The 15,855-nt window shown below is 68.6% G+C and carries 12 protein-coding genes; 10 read left to right on the forward strand and 2 right to left on the reverse strand.

The features are described from left to right. Positions 1–131 precede the first annotated feature (131 nt). The 10 genes from VTA80_RS15310 (at position 132) to VTA80_RS15355 (ending at position 13,197) form a co-directional block, all read left to right on the forward strand. Complete coding sequence (locus VTA80_RS15310; protein ID WP_407341950.1) at positions 132–674, forward strand: sigma-70 family RNA polymerase sigma factor; 543 nt, start codon at positions 132–134, stop codon at positions 672–674. Then, on the forward strand, positions 667–2,115 hold the full coding sequence (locus VTA80_RS15315; RefSeq protein ID WP_407341951.1) for a hypothetical protein: 1,449 nt from the start codon (positions 667–669) through the stop codon (positions 2,113–2,115). Before VTA80_RS15310 ends, VTA80_RS15315 begins: the two co-directional genes overlap by 8 nt. Before the next feature lie 305 nt (positions 2,116–2,420). Next, positions 2,421–3,443: a hypothetical protein gene (locus VTA80_RS15320; protein WP_407341952.1), complete on the forward strand. Its 1,023-nt coding sequence runs from the start codon at positions 2,421–2,423 to the stop codon at positions 3,441–3,443. Between the two features lie 440 nt (positions 3,444–3,883). Continuing rightward, the gene (locus VTA80_RS15325; RefSeq protein ID WP_407341953.1) at positions 3,884–4,921 is read left to right on the forward strand and encodes a LacI family DNA-binding transcriptional regulator; all 1,038 of its coding nucleotides are present in this window, start codon (positions 3,884–3,886) and stop codon (positions 4,919–4,921) included. Between the two features lie 44 nt (positions 4,922–4,965). Further along, complete coding sequence (locus VTA80_RS15330; protein ID WP_407341954.1) at positions 4,966–6,348, forward strand: extracellular solute-binding protein; 1,383 nt, start codon at positions 4,966–4,968, stop codon at positions 6,346–6,348. 71 nt (positions 6,349–6,419) lie between these two features. After that, entirely contained in the window at positions 6,420–7,379 is a 960-nt protein-coding gene (locus VTA80_RS15335) for a carbohydrate ABC transporter permease (protein WP_407341955.1), read from the forward strand. Further along, positions 7,376–8,323 (forward strand): carbohydrate ABC transporter permease, encoded by a 948-nt coding sequence (locus VTA80_RS15340; RefSeq protein ID WP_407341956.1) that lies wholly within the window; start codon positions 7,376–7,378, stop codon positions 8,321–8,323. Before VTA80_RS15335 ends, VTA80_RS15340 begins: the two co-directional genes overlap by 4 nt. Before the next feature lie 26 nt (positions 8,324–8,349). Then, positions 8,350–10,479: a beta-galactosidase gene (locus VTA80_RS15345; RefSeq protein ID WP_407341957.1), complete on the forward strand. Its 2,130-nt coding sequence runs from the start codon at positions 8,350–8,352 to the stop codon at positions 10,477–10,479. Further along, complete coding sequence (locus VTA80_RS15350; RefSeq protein ID WP_407341958.1) at positions 10,449–12,485, forward strand: beta-galactosidase; 2,037 nt, start codon at positions 10,449–10,451, stop codon at positions 12,483–12,485. Before VTA80_RS15345 ends, VTA80_RS15350 begins: the two co-directional genes overlap by 31 nt. Positions 12,486–13,053: 568 nt before the next feature. Beyond that, on the forward strand, positions 13,054–13,197 hold the full coding sequence (locus VTA80_RS15355) for a hypothetical protein (RefSeq protein WP_407341959.1): 144 nt from the start codon (positions 13,054–13,056) through the stop codon (positions 13,195–13,197). A 97-nt stretch (positions 13,198–13,294) separates the two neighbouring features. On the opposite strand, the gene VTA80_RS15360 is transcribed toward VTA80_RS15355, so the two are convergent. Together VTA80_RS15360 and VTA80_RS15365 are read right to left on the reverse strand one after the other, a co-directional pair. Next, positions 13,295–14,176 carry a Cof-type HAD-IIB family hydrolase gene (locus VTA80_RS15360; protein WP_407341960.1) on the reverse strand — a complete coding sequence of 294 codons (882 nt, stop codon included), beginning with the start codon at positions 14,174–14,176 and terminating at the stop codon, positions 13,295–13,297. 193 nt (positions 14,177–14,369) lie between these two features. Continuing rightward, entirely contained in the window at positions 14,370–15,839 is a 1,470-nt protein-coding gene (locus tag VTA80_RS15365) for a mannitol dehydrogenase family protein (RefSeq protein ID WP_407341961.1), read from the reverse strand. Positions 15,840–15,855 lie beyond the last annotated feature (16 nt).

Here is a 15,855-nt window from a genome sequence, read left to right on the forward strand (position 1 = left end):
CGGCGGTGTTCATGGTGCACCGGCTGGCCGTAGCGTGACGCCTTGCGCAGAAGGATCGAGCTGGGACCCCAACCCCGGCGGCGGCTGTCTCGTTCTCTTGGGTGGGAAGGCGTTTCGACAGGAGGACCGGCATGGCTGCGTGGCAACCTCTGCTTGAACAGGTCGCGCGTGAGCGTTATCCGCGCCTCGTCGCTCGGGCGATGCTCGTGTCCTCGTCCCGATCCGAGGCTGAGGACCTGGTCTCCGACGCCCTGATCGCCTCCTTCAGTGGCCGGGCCCGGTTCACCAGCCTGGCGGAGGCGGAGGCCTACGTTCGGCGCGCGATCGTGTCGCGCTCGATCGATACGGGTCGTCGGCGCGCGGTGGAACGTCGCGCGTTGAGCCGGCTCCGTCTCGAGCGCGAATCCGTGGACGAGATCCTCGTGCCAGGCCTTGCCCCGTCGGTCGAGGCCGCGCTCGCACGGCTGAGCCCGCGGGAGCGAGCGTGCGTGGTGCTGCGACATCTGGAGGATCTGTCGGTCCGGGACGTGGCCGGGCTCCTTCAGCTGTCGGAGGGGGCGGTCAAGCGGTACACCTCCGACGCGGTCGCCTCCCTGAACAGTGCACTGGGCACCACGGATTCACGGGACACGGTTCGAGTGATGGTCACGGACGGGAGGAGCACTGATGCGTGAACTTGACGAGGTCCTCGCTCATGCGGAGGACGAACGAGGACGTTCCCTGGCGGGGCTGAGCATGTCCGACGATTCGCTTGCGGTCCTGACCGGACGCATCCGGGCGCGCCGTGCCCGTCGCCACCTGGTGCGGGTCGCGGTCGTGGTTCCGGTCGCCGCCGCGATCGCCCTGGGCGGGATGGTCCTGAGCGACCGCACCCCCCTGCCGATCGCGACGAACTCGGCGCCGACCTCAAGCCCCTCCCCGTCGCCGTCCTCGGCGTCGGCCGTCCTGCTGCCGAGCGAACCGGGCGTTCCCGACCGGTATGCCCTTCCCGAGGGCGCGATCGGGCAGGCCGGTCCGGGCTGGGTCCTGGCGACCTACACCCCGATCGCCGCGGCCACCACGGGGTTCACCGTGCCGACCACCACCGTCGTCGTGCTCGCGTCGCCGGATGGCATGGCCTACGAGGTGACCCGGCTCGACCCCGTGGCCGGCGCGAGCGGGGCAACGGCGTGGACCCAGACGCTCGTCGTCGACTGGGTCAACGGTGCGAGCGACGCACTGGTCGCCCGGATCCCGGTCGCCGCCGGCGAGTCCCCCGACACCTGGGCGCCACCTGAGTACGCCACGCTCGACCTGACGACGGGGCAGCTCAGCGACCCGGGCCTGCCTGCGCACGACGGCCTGGTCCTGGCTGCCCGATCGGGCCAGACCCTGGTGTGGCTTACCACGGGCCGTGACGCACTGGTGCTCGACGGCCCGGCCGGCCGGTCCAGCATCGCCATCGACTCTTCCTATCCCGTCGCTGTGGGACCCGACGGTCAACATGTCATTGCTGGCAGCGTCGTGGTGGACGTGACCACGGGGACGATCAGCACGGACTTCACCGCCCCGAGGGCGGACGGCTTTTGCACATTCGTGTCGTGGTGGACGGCAGACACCGTTCTCACCACGTGCACCGATCAGCCGACCCGCCAGTGGGAGGAGCCCTACCTCGACCTTCACCCACGGCTGGTCAGCATCGGCCTCGAACGCCCGGCCTCCGAGCCCGGCGACCTGGTCCGGACGCTCGTTGCTGGCGACATCGACCCGTGGAGCGTGGGAAGCGCGTGGGTCGCCGATCGTCAGGTGGTAGCCCAAGGACCGGTCCTTGACGCGAATCTCTCGATGCTCGGTGATGTCTGCCCTGATGGCGCCTTCCTGATCACCGACACCGGCTTCACACCGCTCGCCTTGAGTGACTCGCGCCGTGCCACCGTGTTCACGACCAAGGTCGCCGGCGGGTCGATCGTCGTGGAGAGCTCAACGGGCTGCGTCACCGACACCGCCGCGTCGGTGCTGACCTCGGTGAACCTCACCACGGGCGCCGCGACCTCCTTGCTCGGCCTGCCCGCAGGCGCTCCCCCCGACGGCGGTGCGTGGCTGACCGGCCCAGCCAGCTGGACGCTCGGCCGATGACACGACGTGGACCGATACCGGCTCGACGACTGGGTGGTGACACCCGACCCGCCGTCGAGCGTGACCGATCACCAAGAACGACCTGGTCCCCGCGCGCGCCGTCGGTTCCGACGGGCCGAACACCCGGCCACGCGGGCAGTGTCCCCGGGCGTGGAGACTCCAGCGTGCTTCGTGCCGCGCGGGGGGAACGCGCCTCGGGAGCCTGTGGTCGCTCTGTGGCCACGGCCACAGCCGCCTTTCTGGTTCTCGTGGGACTGGTGGGTTGTTCGCCGACCCAGTCGCCCAGCCCGACCTCCACGTCGTTGGTGACTGGGTCCGCGCCCGAGCCCACGCAGAGCACGACGTCGGCGCCCCTTCCGGCCTCGCCGCCCCTTCCTTCCCCGCCGCCCACCGAGCTCGAACCCGCGCCGCAGGGCCTCGAACCGCTGGTGGCGGGCCACAACCGGGCGAGCGCCGACCGCATCAACCTCGTCTTGGCGCCGTGGGGCTGGGACGATCTCGACGAGTTCCGCACCGTCGCGAGCACCTTCGTCGACTGGTCTGGTCACGCTCAGCTCTGGGGGCAGGACGGCCTGCCGCTCGGTGCCGGAGCCGATCCGTCGCAGGCTGGTGGCGCCGACCTCGGGCTGTTCGGCTTCGAGCCGTTCCGCAGTCACCGCAACTCGATGAACGTCTGGACGACCACGCAGTCACCCGACCAGCCCTACGACTGGTTCGACCGGGACCTCGCCCCGAACTTGGCCACCGACCAGGTCATCGTGGTGCTCGCCGTGCAGCGTCAGGACGGCTCGACCGGCAACTCGTCCTCGGGCCAGAACGGCGTCTTCACGGATCCGGTCTACCTGGCGCGCGAGACGGACCAACCGTTCGAGAACGCCACGGTCATCGTGGATCCTGGGTATCCGGCCGGGTCGATCCGGCACCTGCCGCACGAGCTCGGCCACGCCATGTTCGGGTTCGCCGACGAGTACGTCGGTCGGGAACGCGGGTACGACTTCGAACCCCGGAACGCCTTCTGGCCCTCCTGCGCCGACAGCCAGGTCCGCGCCGAAGGGTGGTGGTCCGACCACCTGGGCGAGTACGACGACCAGCTGGACTACTGGGCGAAGGAGATGACAGCAGTCGGTTTTGGCCCGACCCCGGAGGCACTGGTGGCGATGCGCGAGCAGAACACGACGGCCTACGTCCCGGGCGGATACTTTGAGGTGCCTGGCTCGGTCCGCTCGGCGCAGGACACCCTCATGGGGTTCAACTTCCCCGAGTACGGCGTGACCAACCGGCTGTGGGCGCAGCAGGTGCTCGACCTGTGGTCCGGCACTGACAGGTAGCGGCCCGATCCGCAGACGCACCTGCCGCCGTCTTTGCTGACCGTGGCACCGCTTGGCGCCAACCAAGTCGTCATAGGACCTGTCCCACTTTGATCGCACGTAGCGAGAAAGCCCGGCGCGACGATGCGGGGTTGGTGAGTTCGGCCATCAAGGCCTACCGGGTGTCTGGGCGTTGAGGGTCGAGTCGACGACCGCGAGGCTGGCGATCAGCTCCACTCGTTGGCGGGGCGGGTCGGCGACACCGCCGGACACGGGTAAGTGGCCGGTCTTGTTGGTGAAGTGGATGTGCCCCGGTTTCCGGTAGCCGACGGGGTTTGTGAGGGCGGGGAGCCTGTGCTCAGGACCGATGCAGTCTTGTGACCTTTCTGGATTGACTACGCAGTCAATCCAGTGCTTGACTACGTAGACATCCGGACCGAACGTCGAGAGGGACCGTGGCAGTGAGCGACGAGATCGTAGCCAGCAAGCCCCGTCGCGTTGTCGCGATGGACGTGGCACGGGTCGCGGGGGTTTCGCAGAAGACGGTCTCTCGCGTCATCAACGGCGACCCGCACGTGAGCAACAAGGTGCACGAGCGCGTGAACAGCGCGATCGTGGCGTTGGGCTATCGACCCAACCGCGCTGCCCGCAACCTCGTCCTGGGCCGGAACCACACCATCGGCGTGCTGTCGGTCGGGTCGACGGACTTCGGGCCGTCCTCGCTGATGATTGCCGCGGAGCAAGCCATCCGCCGCGCCGGATACGCGATGTCGGTCATCAACACGTTCGAGGACGAGCCGGAGATGATCACCAGTTCGCTGCGGGCTCTTGTTGACCAGGGTGTTGACGGGATCGTGGTGAACGAGCCGGTTGGGGCGTTCACCCTGGACAAGGGTGCCCTCGGTGACCTACCGCTGCTGAGCCTGTCCGGCCCCTACGGCATCTCGACGAACGAAGTGTCCGCGGACGTTGACCAGGCGTCGGGCGCACGGAGCGCGACGGAGCACCTGCTCGGGCTGGGACATCGCACGGTGCACCACATCGCGGGGCCCGCGAACTGGCATTCGGCGAAGGTCAGGCACGAGGGCTGGCGCAGCTCGATCAAGGCTGCGGGCGCACGAGAGCCGGCCGTCCTGTTCGGCGACTGGAGCACCCGGTCCGGCTACGAGCTCGGCGTCCGACTGGCTTGCGACCCTGAGGTCACGGCCTTGTTCGTCGCCAACGACCAGATGGCCATCGGTGTGCTCCGCGCCTTCGCAGAAGCAGGCCGAGACGTACCGGGTGAGGTGAGCGTCGTCGGTTTCGACGACATCCCCGAGGCCGCGTACCTGACGCGGGCCCTCACGACCATCCGTCAGGACCTCGGTCAGATGGCCACATTCGGCGTCGGCATGCTCATCGACGCCATCGAGAACCCGCGGCGGCAAGACCGCCGCGAGAACGTCCCGGTCGAGCTCGTGGTCCGGGAGACAACGGCCGCACCGCCACCCGGGCGATGACGGACCCAACCAGCACACGCGAAATGCACACGAAGGAGTGGAGCATGTCGAGAACAAGCAACACATGGCGCGGCAAGGCCATGGGACTTACCGCAGGGGTGGCTGTGGCCGCACTGTCGCTCACCGCGTGCAGCGGCGGGAGCTCGGGGGGCGATTCCACGGGGACGGCGGAAGCGGTCAGCCAGGCCGACATCGACACGGCGATGACGACGCCGACTACCCTCACGTTCTGGACGTGGGTGCCTGACATCGAGAACGAGGTCAAGCTGTTCGAGGCGGCGTACCCGGCGATCAAGGTCGAGGTGGTTAACGTCGGCCAGGGTGCCGACCACTACAAGAAGATGCGCAGCGCGCTGCAGGCGGGCAAGGGCGCGCCCGACGTCTCGCAGATCGAGTTCCAGCACGTGCAGTCCTTCGCGTTGGGCGACAACCTGCTCGACCTCACGCCGTACATCCCGGCGACCACGGGCGACGACTACGTGCCATGGGTGTGGAAGCAGGTCCAGTCGACGGACGGCTCGAAGATCTGGAGCATCCCGCAGGACTCGGGCCCGATGGGCCAGCTGTACCGCGAGGACATCCTCAAGGCGAACAACATCACGGTGCCCAAGACCTGGGACGAGTTCGCCACAGCTGCGACGACGCTGCACGCTGCGGATCCGAACGTCTACCTGACCAACCTCCCGGGCAACGACATGGGCCAGTTCACGGCCATGCTGTGGCAGGCCGGGGCCCGCCCATTCGGCTGGAACGGCGACACGGAGGTCACCATCGACGTCACCTCGCCCGAGGCGACAAAGGTGGCGCAGTACTGGCAGGACCTCATCCAGGCCGACGTCGTCTCGGTCGACCCGGACTTCACCGACACCTGGTACCAGGGCCTGGCGAACGGCAAGTACGCCGGCTGGACGCCGACGGCCGCTTGGGGTCCGGTGTTCCTGACGGGCACTGCGGCGAGCACCTCCGGGCTGTGGCGCGCCGCCGACATGCCGCAGTGGAACGCGACCGGTGACCCGGTCTCGGCGAACTGGGGAGGTTCGTCCGACGCGGTGATGAAGGGCACCAAGAACCCGATCGCCGCGGCGCAGTTCGCCCTTTGGCTCAACCACGACCCGGCCTCGACGTTGATGATGGCGAACGAGCAGTTCTTGTTCCCGACGACGAACCACACGCTCACCGACCCCGAGTTCACCGATCAGGAGGCTGAGTTCTACGGCGGTCAGCAGGTGAACAAGCTGTTCGCGGAGATCTCGACGACCGTGCCCGACGACTTCAGCTGGCTGCCGTTCATGGACTACGCGTACTCCGCCGGCCAGGAATCAGTCGGCAAGGCGATCGCTGACAAGGGCGACATCGTGGGGGCGTTGCAGACCTGGCAGGACGATCTCGTCAGCTACGCCAAGCAGCAGGGCTTCACCGTCAAGTAACGCGTGGCGCCGCCTCACGACCCACACCGGCCGTGGGGCGGCGCAACCCCGCTCGATCCAGGGAGATCACCATGACTGCAGCTGACACCCGTCTGCCCCAAAGACCAACTCCAGCGTCGACCGAGCCGCTCAAGCGTCGCGGCCGGTCGCCGATGCGTCGTCGCGAGCATGCGGCCGCCTACCTCCTGATCACGCCCTTCCTGGTCGTGTTCGCACTGTTCATCGTCGTTCCGCTGGTGTACTCGGGCTACCTGAGCCTGTACCGCGACCAGCTGGTGGGCGGGACGACCTTCGTCGGGATCGAGAACTACACGCGGGCACTGACCGACTCGTCGTTCCTGTCCGGAGTCGGGCGGATGGCGGTGTTCCTCGTCATCCAGGTGCCGATCATGCTGGGCCTGGCGCTGGTGTTCGCCCTGCTGCTGGACGCGGGTGTGCTTTACCTGCAGAAGTTCATCCGGCTCGGCATCTTCATCCCCTACGCCGTGCCGAGCGTCATCGCCGCACTCATGTGGGGGTACCTGTACGGCCCCGACTTCGGCCCGGCCGCGCAGATCGCTGAGACGCTGGGGATCACCGCGCCGCCCTTCTTGTCCCAGGGCTGGATGCTCGGCTCGATCATGAACATCGTCACGTGGGAGTTCGTCGGCTACAACATGATCATCCTGTACGCCGCGCTGCGGTCCATCCCCAGCGACCTGTTCGATGCGGCCGCGGTGGACGGCGCCGGCACGGTGCGCACCGCCTGGAGCATCAAGATCCCCGCGATCCGCCCCGCGATCCTCCTCACGGCGATCTTCTCGGTGATCGGCTCGTTCCAGCTCTTCAACGAGCCCAACCTGCTCCGCACGATCGCGCCCAACGTGATCGGCATCGACTACACGCCCAACATGTACGCGTACAACCTCGCGTTCATCAACCGCGACAGCAACTACGCGGCCGCCATCGCCTTCATCCTCGGCATCGTGATCATGGCCGTGTCGTACTCGGTACAGCTGTCCGCCCAGCGCAAGGAGCGTGCAGCACGATGACGACCTCCGCCACCGCCGGTCCCACCATGACCGGCGAGCACCCGAGCCCCACCCCTCCGCAAGGCCGACCCCGCAAAGGCCGCAAGCACTCCTCCGACAAGCCGCGCCGCAGCAAGGTGCTCACCGTCATGATGTTCGCCGTCCTGCTGTACTTCCTGGTCCCGCTGTGGTGGCTCATGGTCGCGTCGACCAAGTCCAACGCGGACCTGTTCTCGACGTTCGGCCTGTGGTTCTCGGGCACCAACTCGCTGTGGGTCAACATCCAGGCGGTGTTCACCGCGGACGGCGGCGTCTACCTGCTGTGGCTACGGAACTCGCTCGTCTACTCCGTGGTCAGCGCCGTGGGTGCGGCATTCCTGGCGACCATGGCCGGCTACGCGTTCGCGAAGTACCGGTTCCCCGGCGGCAACGCGATCTTCAGCGGGGTCCTGGGCGCGATCATGATCCCGATGACGGCGCTCACCATCCCGACCTATCTGCTGTTCGCCAACGCCGGTCTGACCAACACGCCCTGGGCGGTCATCCTGCCGTCGCTGGTCAGCCCGTTCGGCGTCTACCTCATGCGCGTCTACGCAGCCGACGCCGTCGACGACACCCTGATCGAAGCGGCACGCGTGGACGGCGCCAGCGAACTGCGGATCTTCTTCCGCGTCGCTCTGAGACTGCTCGTCCCTGGGATGGTCACCGTGCTGCTGTTCGCCCTGGTCACGACCTGGAACAACTACTTCCTGCCACTGATCATGCTCAACAGCCCAAACCTGTACCCGCTCACGGTCGGCTTGGCCCAGTGGCAGGCCACCGCCGCCGGCGGCTCGGGGTCGCGGGCCCTGTTCTCGAGCATCATCACCGGCTCGTTCCTCTCGATCATCCCGCTCGTCGTCGCGTTCCTGTTCTTGCAGCGGTACTGGCAGTCCGGCCTCGCTAGCGGCGCGGTCAAGGGCTGAGCCCGGACAAGGTGGAGAAAATACACATGGCTATCAAGCACGACACGGTGCGCTTCGGCGCGGCCTACTACTACGAGTACGCCGGCCCCGGACGGGACCCCAAACCGGAGACCCTGGAGCGCGACCTCGACCTCATGCACACCGCCGGGTTCTCGGTGATTCGCGTCGGGGAGTCGGTGTGGTCCACCTGGGAACCCGACGAAGGCAGATTCGACCTCGACTGGCTCGAGCCCGTCCTGGACGGCGCGCTCGCCCGCGGCATCGACGTCGTGATCGGAACCCCGACCTACGCGTTGCCCATGTGGCTCGTACGGCGCTACCCCGAGATCGCCGGTGAGCTCCGCACCGGGCAGCCGATGGGCTGGGGCGCGCGGCAGGAGGCCGACTTCACCCACCCCGCCTTCCGCTTCCACGCCGAACGCATCCTCACTCAGATCGTTGCGCGATACGCCGACCACCCGGCCGTGGTCGGGTTCCAGGTGGACAACGAGCCCGGCTTGCACCTGCTGCACAACCGGGGCGTGTTCGAGCGGTTCGTCGACCACCTGCGCCACACCTATGGCGACGTCGAGACCCTCAACCGCGAGTGGGGCCTTGTCTACTGGTCGCACCGGCTGTCCACCTGGGCGGACCTGTGGACCCCGGACGGCAACACCCAACCGCAGTACGACCTCGCCTGGCGGCGGTTCCAAGCGTCCCTGACCACCGAGATGATCGACTGGCAGGCCCGCGCGGTGCGCAAGCTCGCACGGCCCGACCAATTCGTCACCACCTGCATCTCCTATGAGCGGCCGGCGCTCGAGGACGCGGACCTCGCCGCAGTCCTCGACGTCACCAGCGGCAACCCCTACTACGTCATGCAGGACGCGCTCGCCCACCCGAGCATCTCGTCCGAACCGCAGAACTGGACCGCGAACGGTACGTGGGCCCTGTTCCAGGGTGGCGACGCGATGTTCTCCAGCCGCGGCGAGCCCTTCCTGGTCACCGAGACCGACGCCCAATCCATCGGCGGTCCGAGCACGAACTACCCCGCCTATCCAGGCCAATGGCGCCAGGCCGCGTGGGCGCTCGTGAGCCGCGGTGCCCGAATGATCGAGTACTGGCACTGGCACACGCTGCACTACGGCGCCGAAACCTATTGGGGCGGCGTGCTGCCGCACAGCGGGATGCCCGGCCGCGCCTACCGCGAGATCGCACACCTCGGCGCGGAGTTCGCGCGCATCGGGGGTGCGATCGCCGACGCAACGCCCGACGCCGACATCGCCATCCTGGTGTCCACCCAATCGCGCTTCGCGCTCGCGGCCCAGCCGCCCCTGCAGCAGGCTGACGGTACCGGTGACCCGAACAGCTACCCCCGGATCGTCGGTGCCTTCTACCGGGGCGCCTTCGACGCTGGGCTCCAGGTGCGCGTGGTGCGCCCGCGGTACCTCTTCGACGAGGCGCCCGCCGCCATCGTCGAGAGGCATCCGGTGCTCGTGGCAGCCGGGTACTACTCGGCGTCGGACGCCGACCTCGACTGGCTCTTGCGGTACGCGGCCGCTGGCGGACACCTTGTCGTCGGCCCTCGAACCGGGTACGCCGACCGCGAGGCTCGCGCGCGCGACGAGGTTCAGCCGGCGCGGCTCGCTACTGCGGCGGGCGCCTGGTACGACGAGTTCGACAACCTCGCCGAGCCCGTCCCGGTGGTCGGCACGCTGACCGGCGAGGCGACCGCCTGGGCCGAGTGCCTCGTCACGGACGGCGCCGAGGTGCTCGCGCGCTACGTGCACCCCCACCTCGGTGCCTGGTCGGCGATCACCACCAGAGTGCACGGCGCCGGCCGGATCACCGTCGTCGGCACGGTCCCGGGTCTCACCCTCGCCCGCTCGCTCGCCGCGTGGCTGGTGCCGACACCCCTCGCAGCCTGGGCGAACCTGCCCGCGAGCGTCACCGCGCACACCTCCACCCGACCGGACGGCACCCGAATCCACGTCGTGCACAACTGGTCCTGGGAGGCCGCCACCGTGACAGCCCCGACCGAACTCGAGATCCTCGTCCCCGCCCGCGGTGGTGCCCCCGCCGACCCGCCGCCGGCGGACGCCCCCGGCGGCGCGCTTGCCGCCGGCGACACCGTCACCCTCGGGTCTTGGGACGTCTTCGTGGCCGTGACCCGATGACGCGCCGGGCGGGCCCATGGCCCACGGACGGCATCGCGTTCGGTGCCGACTACAACCCCGAGCAGTGGCCCGAGGAGGTGTGGGCCGAGGACATCGAACTCATGGGCCAGGCCGGCGTGAACCTGGTCAGCGTCGGCATCTTCTCGTGGGGCCAACTCGAGCCTGAGGAAGGACGGTACGAGTTCGGCTGGCTGGACCGCATCCTGGACCTGCTGCACGAGGCCGGGATCGGCGTCGACCTCGCGACCCCGAGCGCCGCACCCCCGGTGTGGCTGCACTTGGCCCACCCCGAGATGCTGCCGGTCGACGCCGACGGCCTGCGCTACACCCACGGCAGTCGCGAGTCGTGGTGCGTGAGCTCGCCGGTCATCCGCGCGCACGCCACCCGCATCGCGCGGGTCCTCGCGGAACGCTACGGCCACCACCCGGCGGTCCGCATGTGGCACATCTCGAACGAACTGGGCTGCCACAACGGACGCTGCTACTGCGACGTGTCCGCCGCGGCCTTCCGTGACTGGCTGGGCACCAAGTATGCGGACGTCGACGCCCTCAACCTCGCCTGGGGCACCGCGTTCTGGGGTCAGCGGTACGCGTCGTTCGAGCAGGTCCTGCCGCCTCGCCGCACGACGGCGATCCCCAACCCGGGCCAGCGGCTCGACTTCGAGCGGTTCTCCTCAGACGCCTTCGTCGCGCACCTGGAGGCCGAGGCGGCCGTGCTCCGTGAGGTGACGCCCCACCTGCCCGTGACCACCAACTACATGGTCATGGGCAGCTTCGACCAGATCGACTACACGGCCACCACACCCCTGCTCGACATCGTGTCCAACGACCACTACTTGGCGGCCGAGGATCCGCGCGGCTGGGCTGAGCTGGCGTTCAGTGCGGACCGCGTCCGCGGGCTCGTCGGGGGTGATCCGTGGGTGCTGATGGAGCACTCAACCAGTGCGGTGAACTGGCAGCCGCGCAACTTGGCCAAGGAGCCGGGCCAGATGCTGCGCAACTCCCTGCAGCACGTGGCTCGGGGAGCGGACGGGGTGTTGTTCTTCCAGTGGCGCCAGTCCCGGGCGGGCGCCGAGAAGTTCCACTCCGGGATGGTGCCGCACGCCGGCGCCGACTCGGCCCTGTTCCGCGAGGTGATCCAACTCGGCGCCACGCTCGGCCGGCTGGCCGAGGTGCAGGGCAGCGTCGTCGAGAAGGCGCACGTCGCGTTGCTGTGGGACACGCAGGCGTGGTGGGCGGCCGAGCTCGAGGCGCACCCGACCGTCGACCTGCACTACCTCGACCTGGCCCGACGCCTGCACGGCGCACTGGTCGACTCAGGGGTCGCCGTCGACGTGCTGCCGGCTTCGACCGACCTTGACGGCTACGACGTCGTCCTGGTCCCGACGCTTTACCTGGCGCCGCCGGACCTGTCCGACCGGCTCACGGCGGTGGTAGAGCGCGGCGGGCAGGTGCTCGTGTCATATTTCTCGGGCATCGTCGACGAGACCGACCGTGTGCTGCTGGGCGGCTACCCCGGAGCGTTCCGGGACCTGCTCGGCGTGCGGGGAGAGGAGTTCGCGCCGCTGCGTGAGAACGCCACGGTCCGGCTCAGTGACGGTTCCACGGGTGAGGTGTGGACCGAGCGGCTCACCACCGACGGCGCTGAGGTGCTGGCCACCTATGAGGATGGTCCGTCGGTTGGAGGCCCGGCGCTCACCCGGCGCACCGTGGAAGGCGGTGGAGCGGCCTGGTACCTGTCGACGCGGCTCGACCGGCCCTCCATCGCGGCGTTCGTCGCGCGCATGGTCGACGCTGCCGGGGTGACACCCGTCGTGGAGGGGACCTGCGGGCTTGAGGTCGTGCGGCGTACCGGCGAGAAGGGCAGCTGGCTGTTCGCGATCAACCATTCGGACGCCGAAGTCCCGTTCCACGCTGCCGGGTTCGACCTCGTTGGCGGGTCCCCACACCTGAACGGAGAGCCCGTACCAGCTCGCGGCGTCGTCGTTCTGCGAGAGGGAACCTGACCTGCACACGGCACAGGGGTGTGTCCTGGTGGTGGCACTGCCCGGCCAACGATTATGTCTTCGTGCCACCTATGCGTCGATGGCGCGCGGCCGTCTTTGCCGCCGGCCCGACTCTGGCGGCGGTCGGGTGACGGGTCGGCTTGGTCAAGCTGGAGGGCGAATCGCGTGAGCGAACCCCCGCTGCTTTGGCTTGGGCACGCGCCCGTCGGGGTGACGGCGGTATTGAGTCCCGCTCAGCGTCACGGGGTTGGCGCGAACGATGGATCCGGCTGGCGTCATGCACGATTGAGTCCTCATAGTCCTGCACGAGGAGCACCAGAGCCGCGCGTTGGGTAGGGCGACGGGGCGCTGGCTTACCCCCTCCCTTTCGTACTTTGGCGGGCGAGGACTACCACGCTCGCTTTCGCAACTGTTGAGCGGGGGAGTGCACCCTTCCCCTGTTGGTGAGCACGATCTAGCCTCGCCCGTTGGCCCGAACACGAGGGAACCGCGGGGAGATCGCTGCCCGCCACGCCAACGTGGTCGTGATCGTCGCTTACCACCAATTGAGCCGCGCAGGTCGCGCAAATTGAGCAGGCTTTTTTTGCAGGACCTCAAAGATGCCCATGCCCCGCCGGCGGACGAGTCCTACGTGCGAGCCCTGGTCCACCGCCGCTACCTCGACGTAGAGCCCTGGCCGTTCCAGGCGCTCCTGCCCGAGAACCACATCTGAACTAGCACAGCAGCCCCTGGGGCGCGGCAAATCTGGGCCCGCGTCGCGGTGCGGGTTGACGACAGCTCTGCGCCGTTGCGTGGGTGATTGAACCTACCTACGCGGCCCCCTCGATTCCGCCGATCTTGAGCACCGACGCAATGGTCCGCAGCACGCCGTTGTCTGTGTTGTGTGGTGCGACGTATCGCGCGCGGGCCCGTAGCGCCGGGTGTGCGTTGCCCATCGCGAACGAGAACTCGGCGGCATCCATCATCTCGAGGTCGTTGAGGAAGTCGCCGAACACCATGGTCTGCGCCGCGGTGATGCCGAGCTCGCGTTGGAGAGCACGGATGCCGCAGCCCTTGTTGGCCGTGCGGTTCATGACGTCGACCCAATGCTTGCCGGAGACGACGACCTGGAGCTCGTCGCGGAAGGGCTCCAACGCTGGCGCTGTGGTGTGTTCCGCGGAGCCGAAGTCGAAGAGCGCAACCTTGACGATGTCGTCGTCGGGCGTGTCGAGCAGGTCGTCGACCACCTGCAGGCGGGTGAAGTACTTCTTGACCTCGGCGAGGAACTGCGCGTCGCCCCGCTCGACGTACGCCGACCGCTTGCCGCACAGCACCGCGCCCAGATCGACCCCGGTCGCTTCGATCGAGCGGGCGGCGACGACCAGGCGGCCGACGGCGTCGTCGGCCAGGCAGTCTGCGGACACCTCGCGTCCCTGGCGCACGACGTACGCTCCGTTCTCGGCGACGAAGACCATCTCCTCGGCGACCCCCAACCTCCCGAACCGCTCCAAGAGGTTGTAGTACTGCCGTCCGCTCGCCGGGCAGAACACGATCCCGCGCCGCCGCAGCTCGCCCAGCACCGGCAGGAAGTCCGCGGGCAGGTTGCCGTCGTCGTCGAGCAGGGTGCCGTCCATGTCGGCCGCGATCAGCCGGATGTGGGGGCGCACGGTGAACACCGGCGGATCGAGGGGGTAGCGCAGGGCTGTGGGCATGTGGCTGACTTCCTTTCTGCGGCGGCCGGGTGGGATCTCGCCGACCTCGGGCGTGACGCGGGAATGCCGGCCCGGGGGAGTCCCGGGCCGGCGTATCTCGGAGCTGATCGAGCGAGACCGTCGATCGAGCACGGCAGCGTAGATCCTTGGGAGCGTGTTCCTCAGGCGACGAGAGTCCCTCGGGCGACCAAACTCACTCGACGAGCTCGGCCAGGGTCGCCAGCGCGCCCTTCTCGTGCAGCGACCGCAGGGCGCGCGCGTACGCGGCGCGGAACCGTTCGTCATCCACCACGTTGCCGAACAGCTCGCGCTGGGAGATGAAGGCGTCGATGTCGGTGGTGTTCCGGGCCGCGACCGCCTGGAGGCTGTCCGCGAGCCGGTCGCAGATCTCGATCGGCGCACCCTGCTCGTCGGTGCCCTCGGCGTACCGCGCCCAGCTGGCCACGATCGCGGCAGAAAGGTCGATGCTTCCCCCGCTGGCGAGGTTGTCCCGAACCACTGGCATGAGCCACTTCGGGATGCGATCGGAGCTCTCGTTGCACAGGCGGGCGACCGTGTCCGCGACGTACTCGTTGCTGAACCGGTCGATCAGCTGGTGCTTGTACGCGTCGAGGTCGACCCCGGGCAGCGCGGCGAGCGTCGGGGTGGCCTCCTCGTCCATGTACTTGAGCAGGAACTGCGCGAACAGCGGGTTCCGGGCGACGTCGTGCACGGCGCGATACCCGGCGAGGTGGCCGAAGTAGCACAGGCCCTGGTGGCTGGCGTTGAGCAGGCGCAGCTTCATCAGCTCATACGGCGCGACGTCCTTGACGACCTGCACCCCCGCGTCCTGGTACGGCGGGCGGCCGTCCGCGAACGAGTCCTCGAGGACCCACTGGCAGAAGTCCTCGCACACCACCGGCCAGGCGTCCTCGATGCCGTACGTCGCCGTGACGTCGGCGCGGTCGGCGTCGGTGGTCGACGGCGTGATCCGGTCGACCATCGAGTTCGGGAATGGCACCCGCGCCGTCACCCACTCGCCGAACTCCGGGTCCAGTGCCCGGGCGTACGCCGTGAACATGGCCTGGGCCACGTGCCCGTTGCCCTGGATGTTGTCGCAGCTCATGACGGTGAACGGGGTGATCCCGCGCTCCCGGCGCAGCCGCAGCCCGGCGCACACGAGTCCGAAGACCGTGCTGGGCCTCGTCGGATCGGCCAGGTCCGCCTGCACCGCGGGGTTGTCGAGGTCGAACTCCCCGGTGACGTGATGGAAGTTGTACGCGCCCTCGGTGATCGTGAGCGAGACGATCCGGATCGCGGGATCGGCGAGCCGTTCGACGGCCGCCATCGGGTCGTCCGGGGCGAAGACGTAGTCGATGATCGAGCCGATCACGCGGACGTCGCGGGTCCCGTCGGGGTTCTTCGCGACGAGCGTGTACAGCCCGTCCGACGCCTTCATCACGTCGCGCATGTGGGCGTCGGACGGCATGACCCCCATGCCGCAGATGGCCCAGTCGGTGGCCTTGCCGTCGTTCATCAGCGCGTCGAGGTACTTGGCCTGGTGTCCGCGGTGGAATCCGCCGACGCCGAAGTGGATGATGCCGGCCGTCAGCGTCGAGCGGTCGTAGGTCGGGGTGGCGACGGGTGCGAGGACCTGCCCCAGGTGGGCGTTGTCGAGCAACATGGTGACTCCTTGTGGT

Source organism: Pengzhenrongella phosphoraccumulans (assembly GCF_045689905.1).
Classification (GTDB): domain Bacteria; phylum Actinomycetota; class Actinomycetes; order Actinomycetales; family Cellulomonadaceae; genus Pengzhenrongella; species Pengzhenrongella phosphoraccumulans.

Excerpts from the sequence above, each read along its gene's own strand:
- VTA80_RS15345 (WP_407341957.1), top strand. The coding sequence starts at position 8,350 with ATGGCTATCAAGCACGACACGGTGCGCTTCGGCGCGGCCTACTACTAC.
- VTA80_RS15330 (WP_407341954.1), top strand. The coding sequence starts at position 4,966 with ATGTCGAGAACAAGCAACACATGGCGCGGCAAGGCCATGGGACTTACC.
- VTA80_RS15365 (WP_407341961.1), bottom strand. The coding sequence starts at position 15,839 with ATGTTGCTCGACAACGCCCACCTGGGGCAGGTCCTCGCACCCGTCGCC.
- VTA80_RS15340 (WP_407341956.1), top strand. The coding sequence starts at position 7,376 with ATGACGACCTCCGCCACCGCCGGTCCCACCATGACCGGCGAGCACCCG.
- VTA80_RS15315 (WP_407341951.1), top strand. The coding sequence starts at position 667 with ATGCGTGAACTTGACGAGGTCCTCGCTCATGCGGAGGACGAACGAGGA.
- VTA80_RS15310 (WP_407341950.1), top strand. The coding sequence starts at position 132 with ATGGCTGCGTGGCAACCTCTGCTTGAACAGGTCGCGCGTGAGCGTTAT.
- VTA80_RS15335 (WP_407341955.1), top strand. The coding sequence starts at position 6,420 with ATGACTGCAGCTGACACCCGTCTGCCCCAAAGACCAACTCCAGCGTCG.
- VTA80_RS15360 (WP_407341960.1), bottom strand. The coding sequence starts at position 14,176 with ATGCCCACAGCCCTGCGCTACCCCCTCGATCCGCCGGTGTTCACCGTG.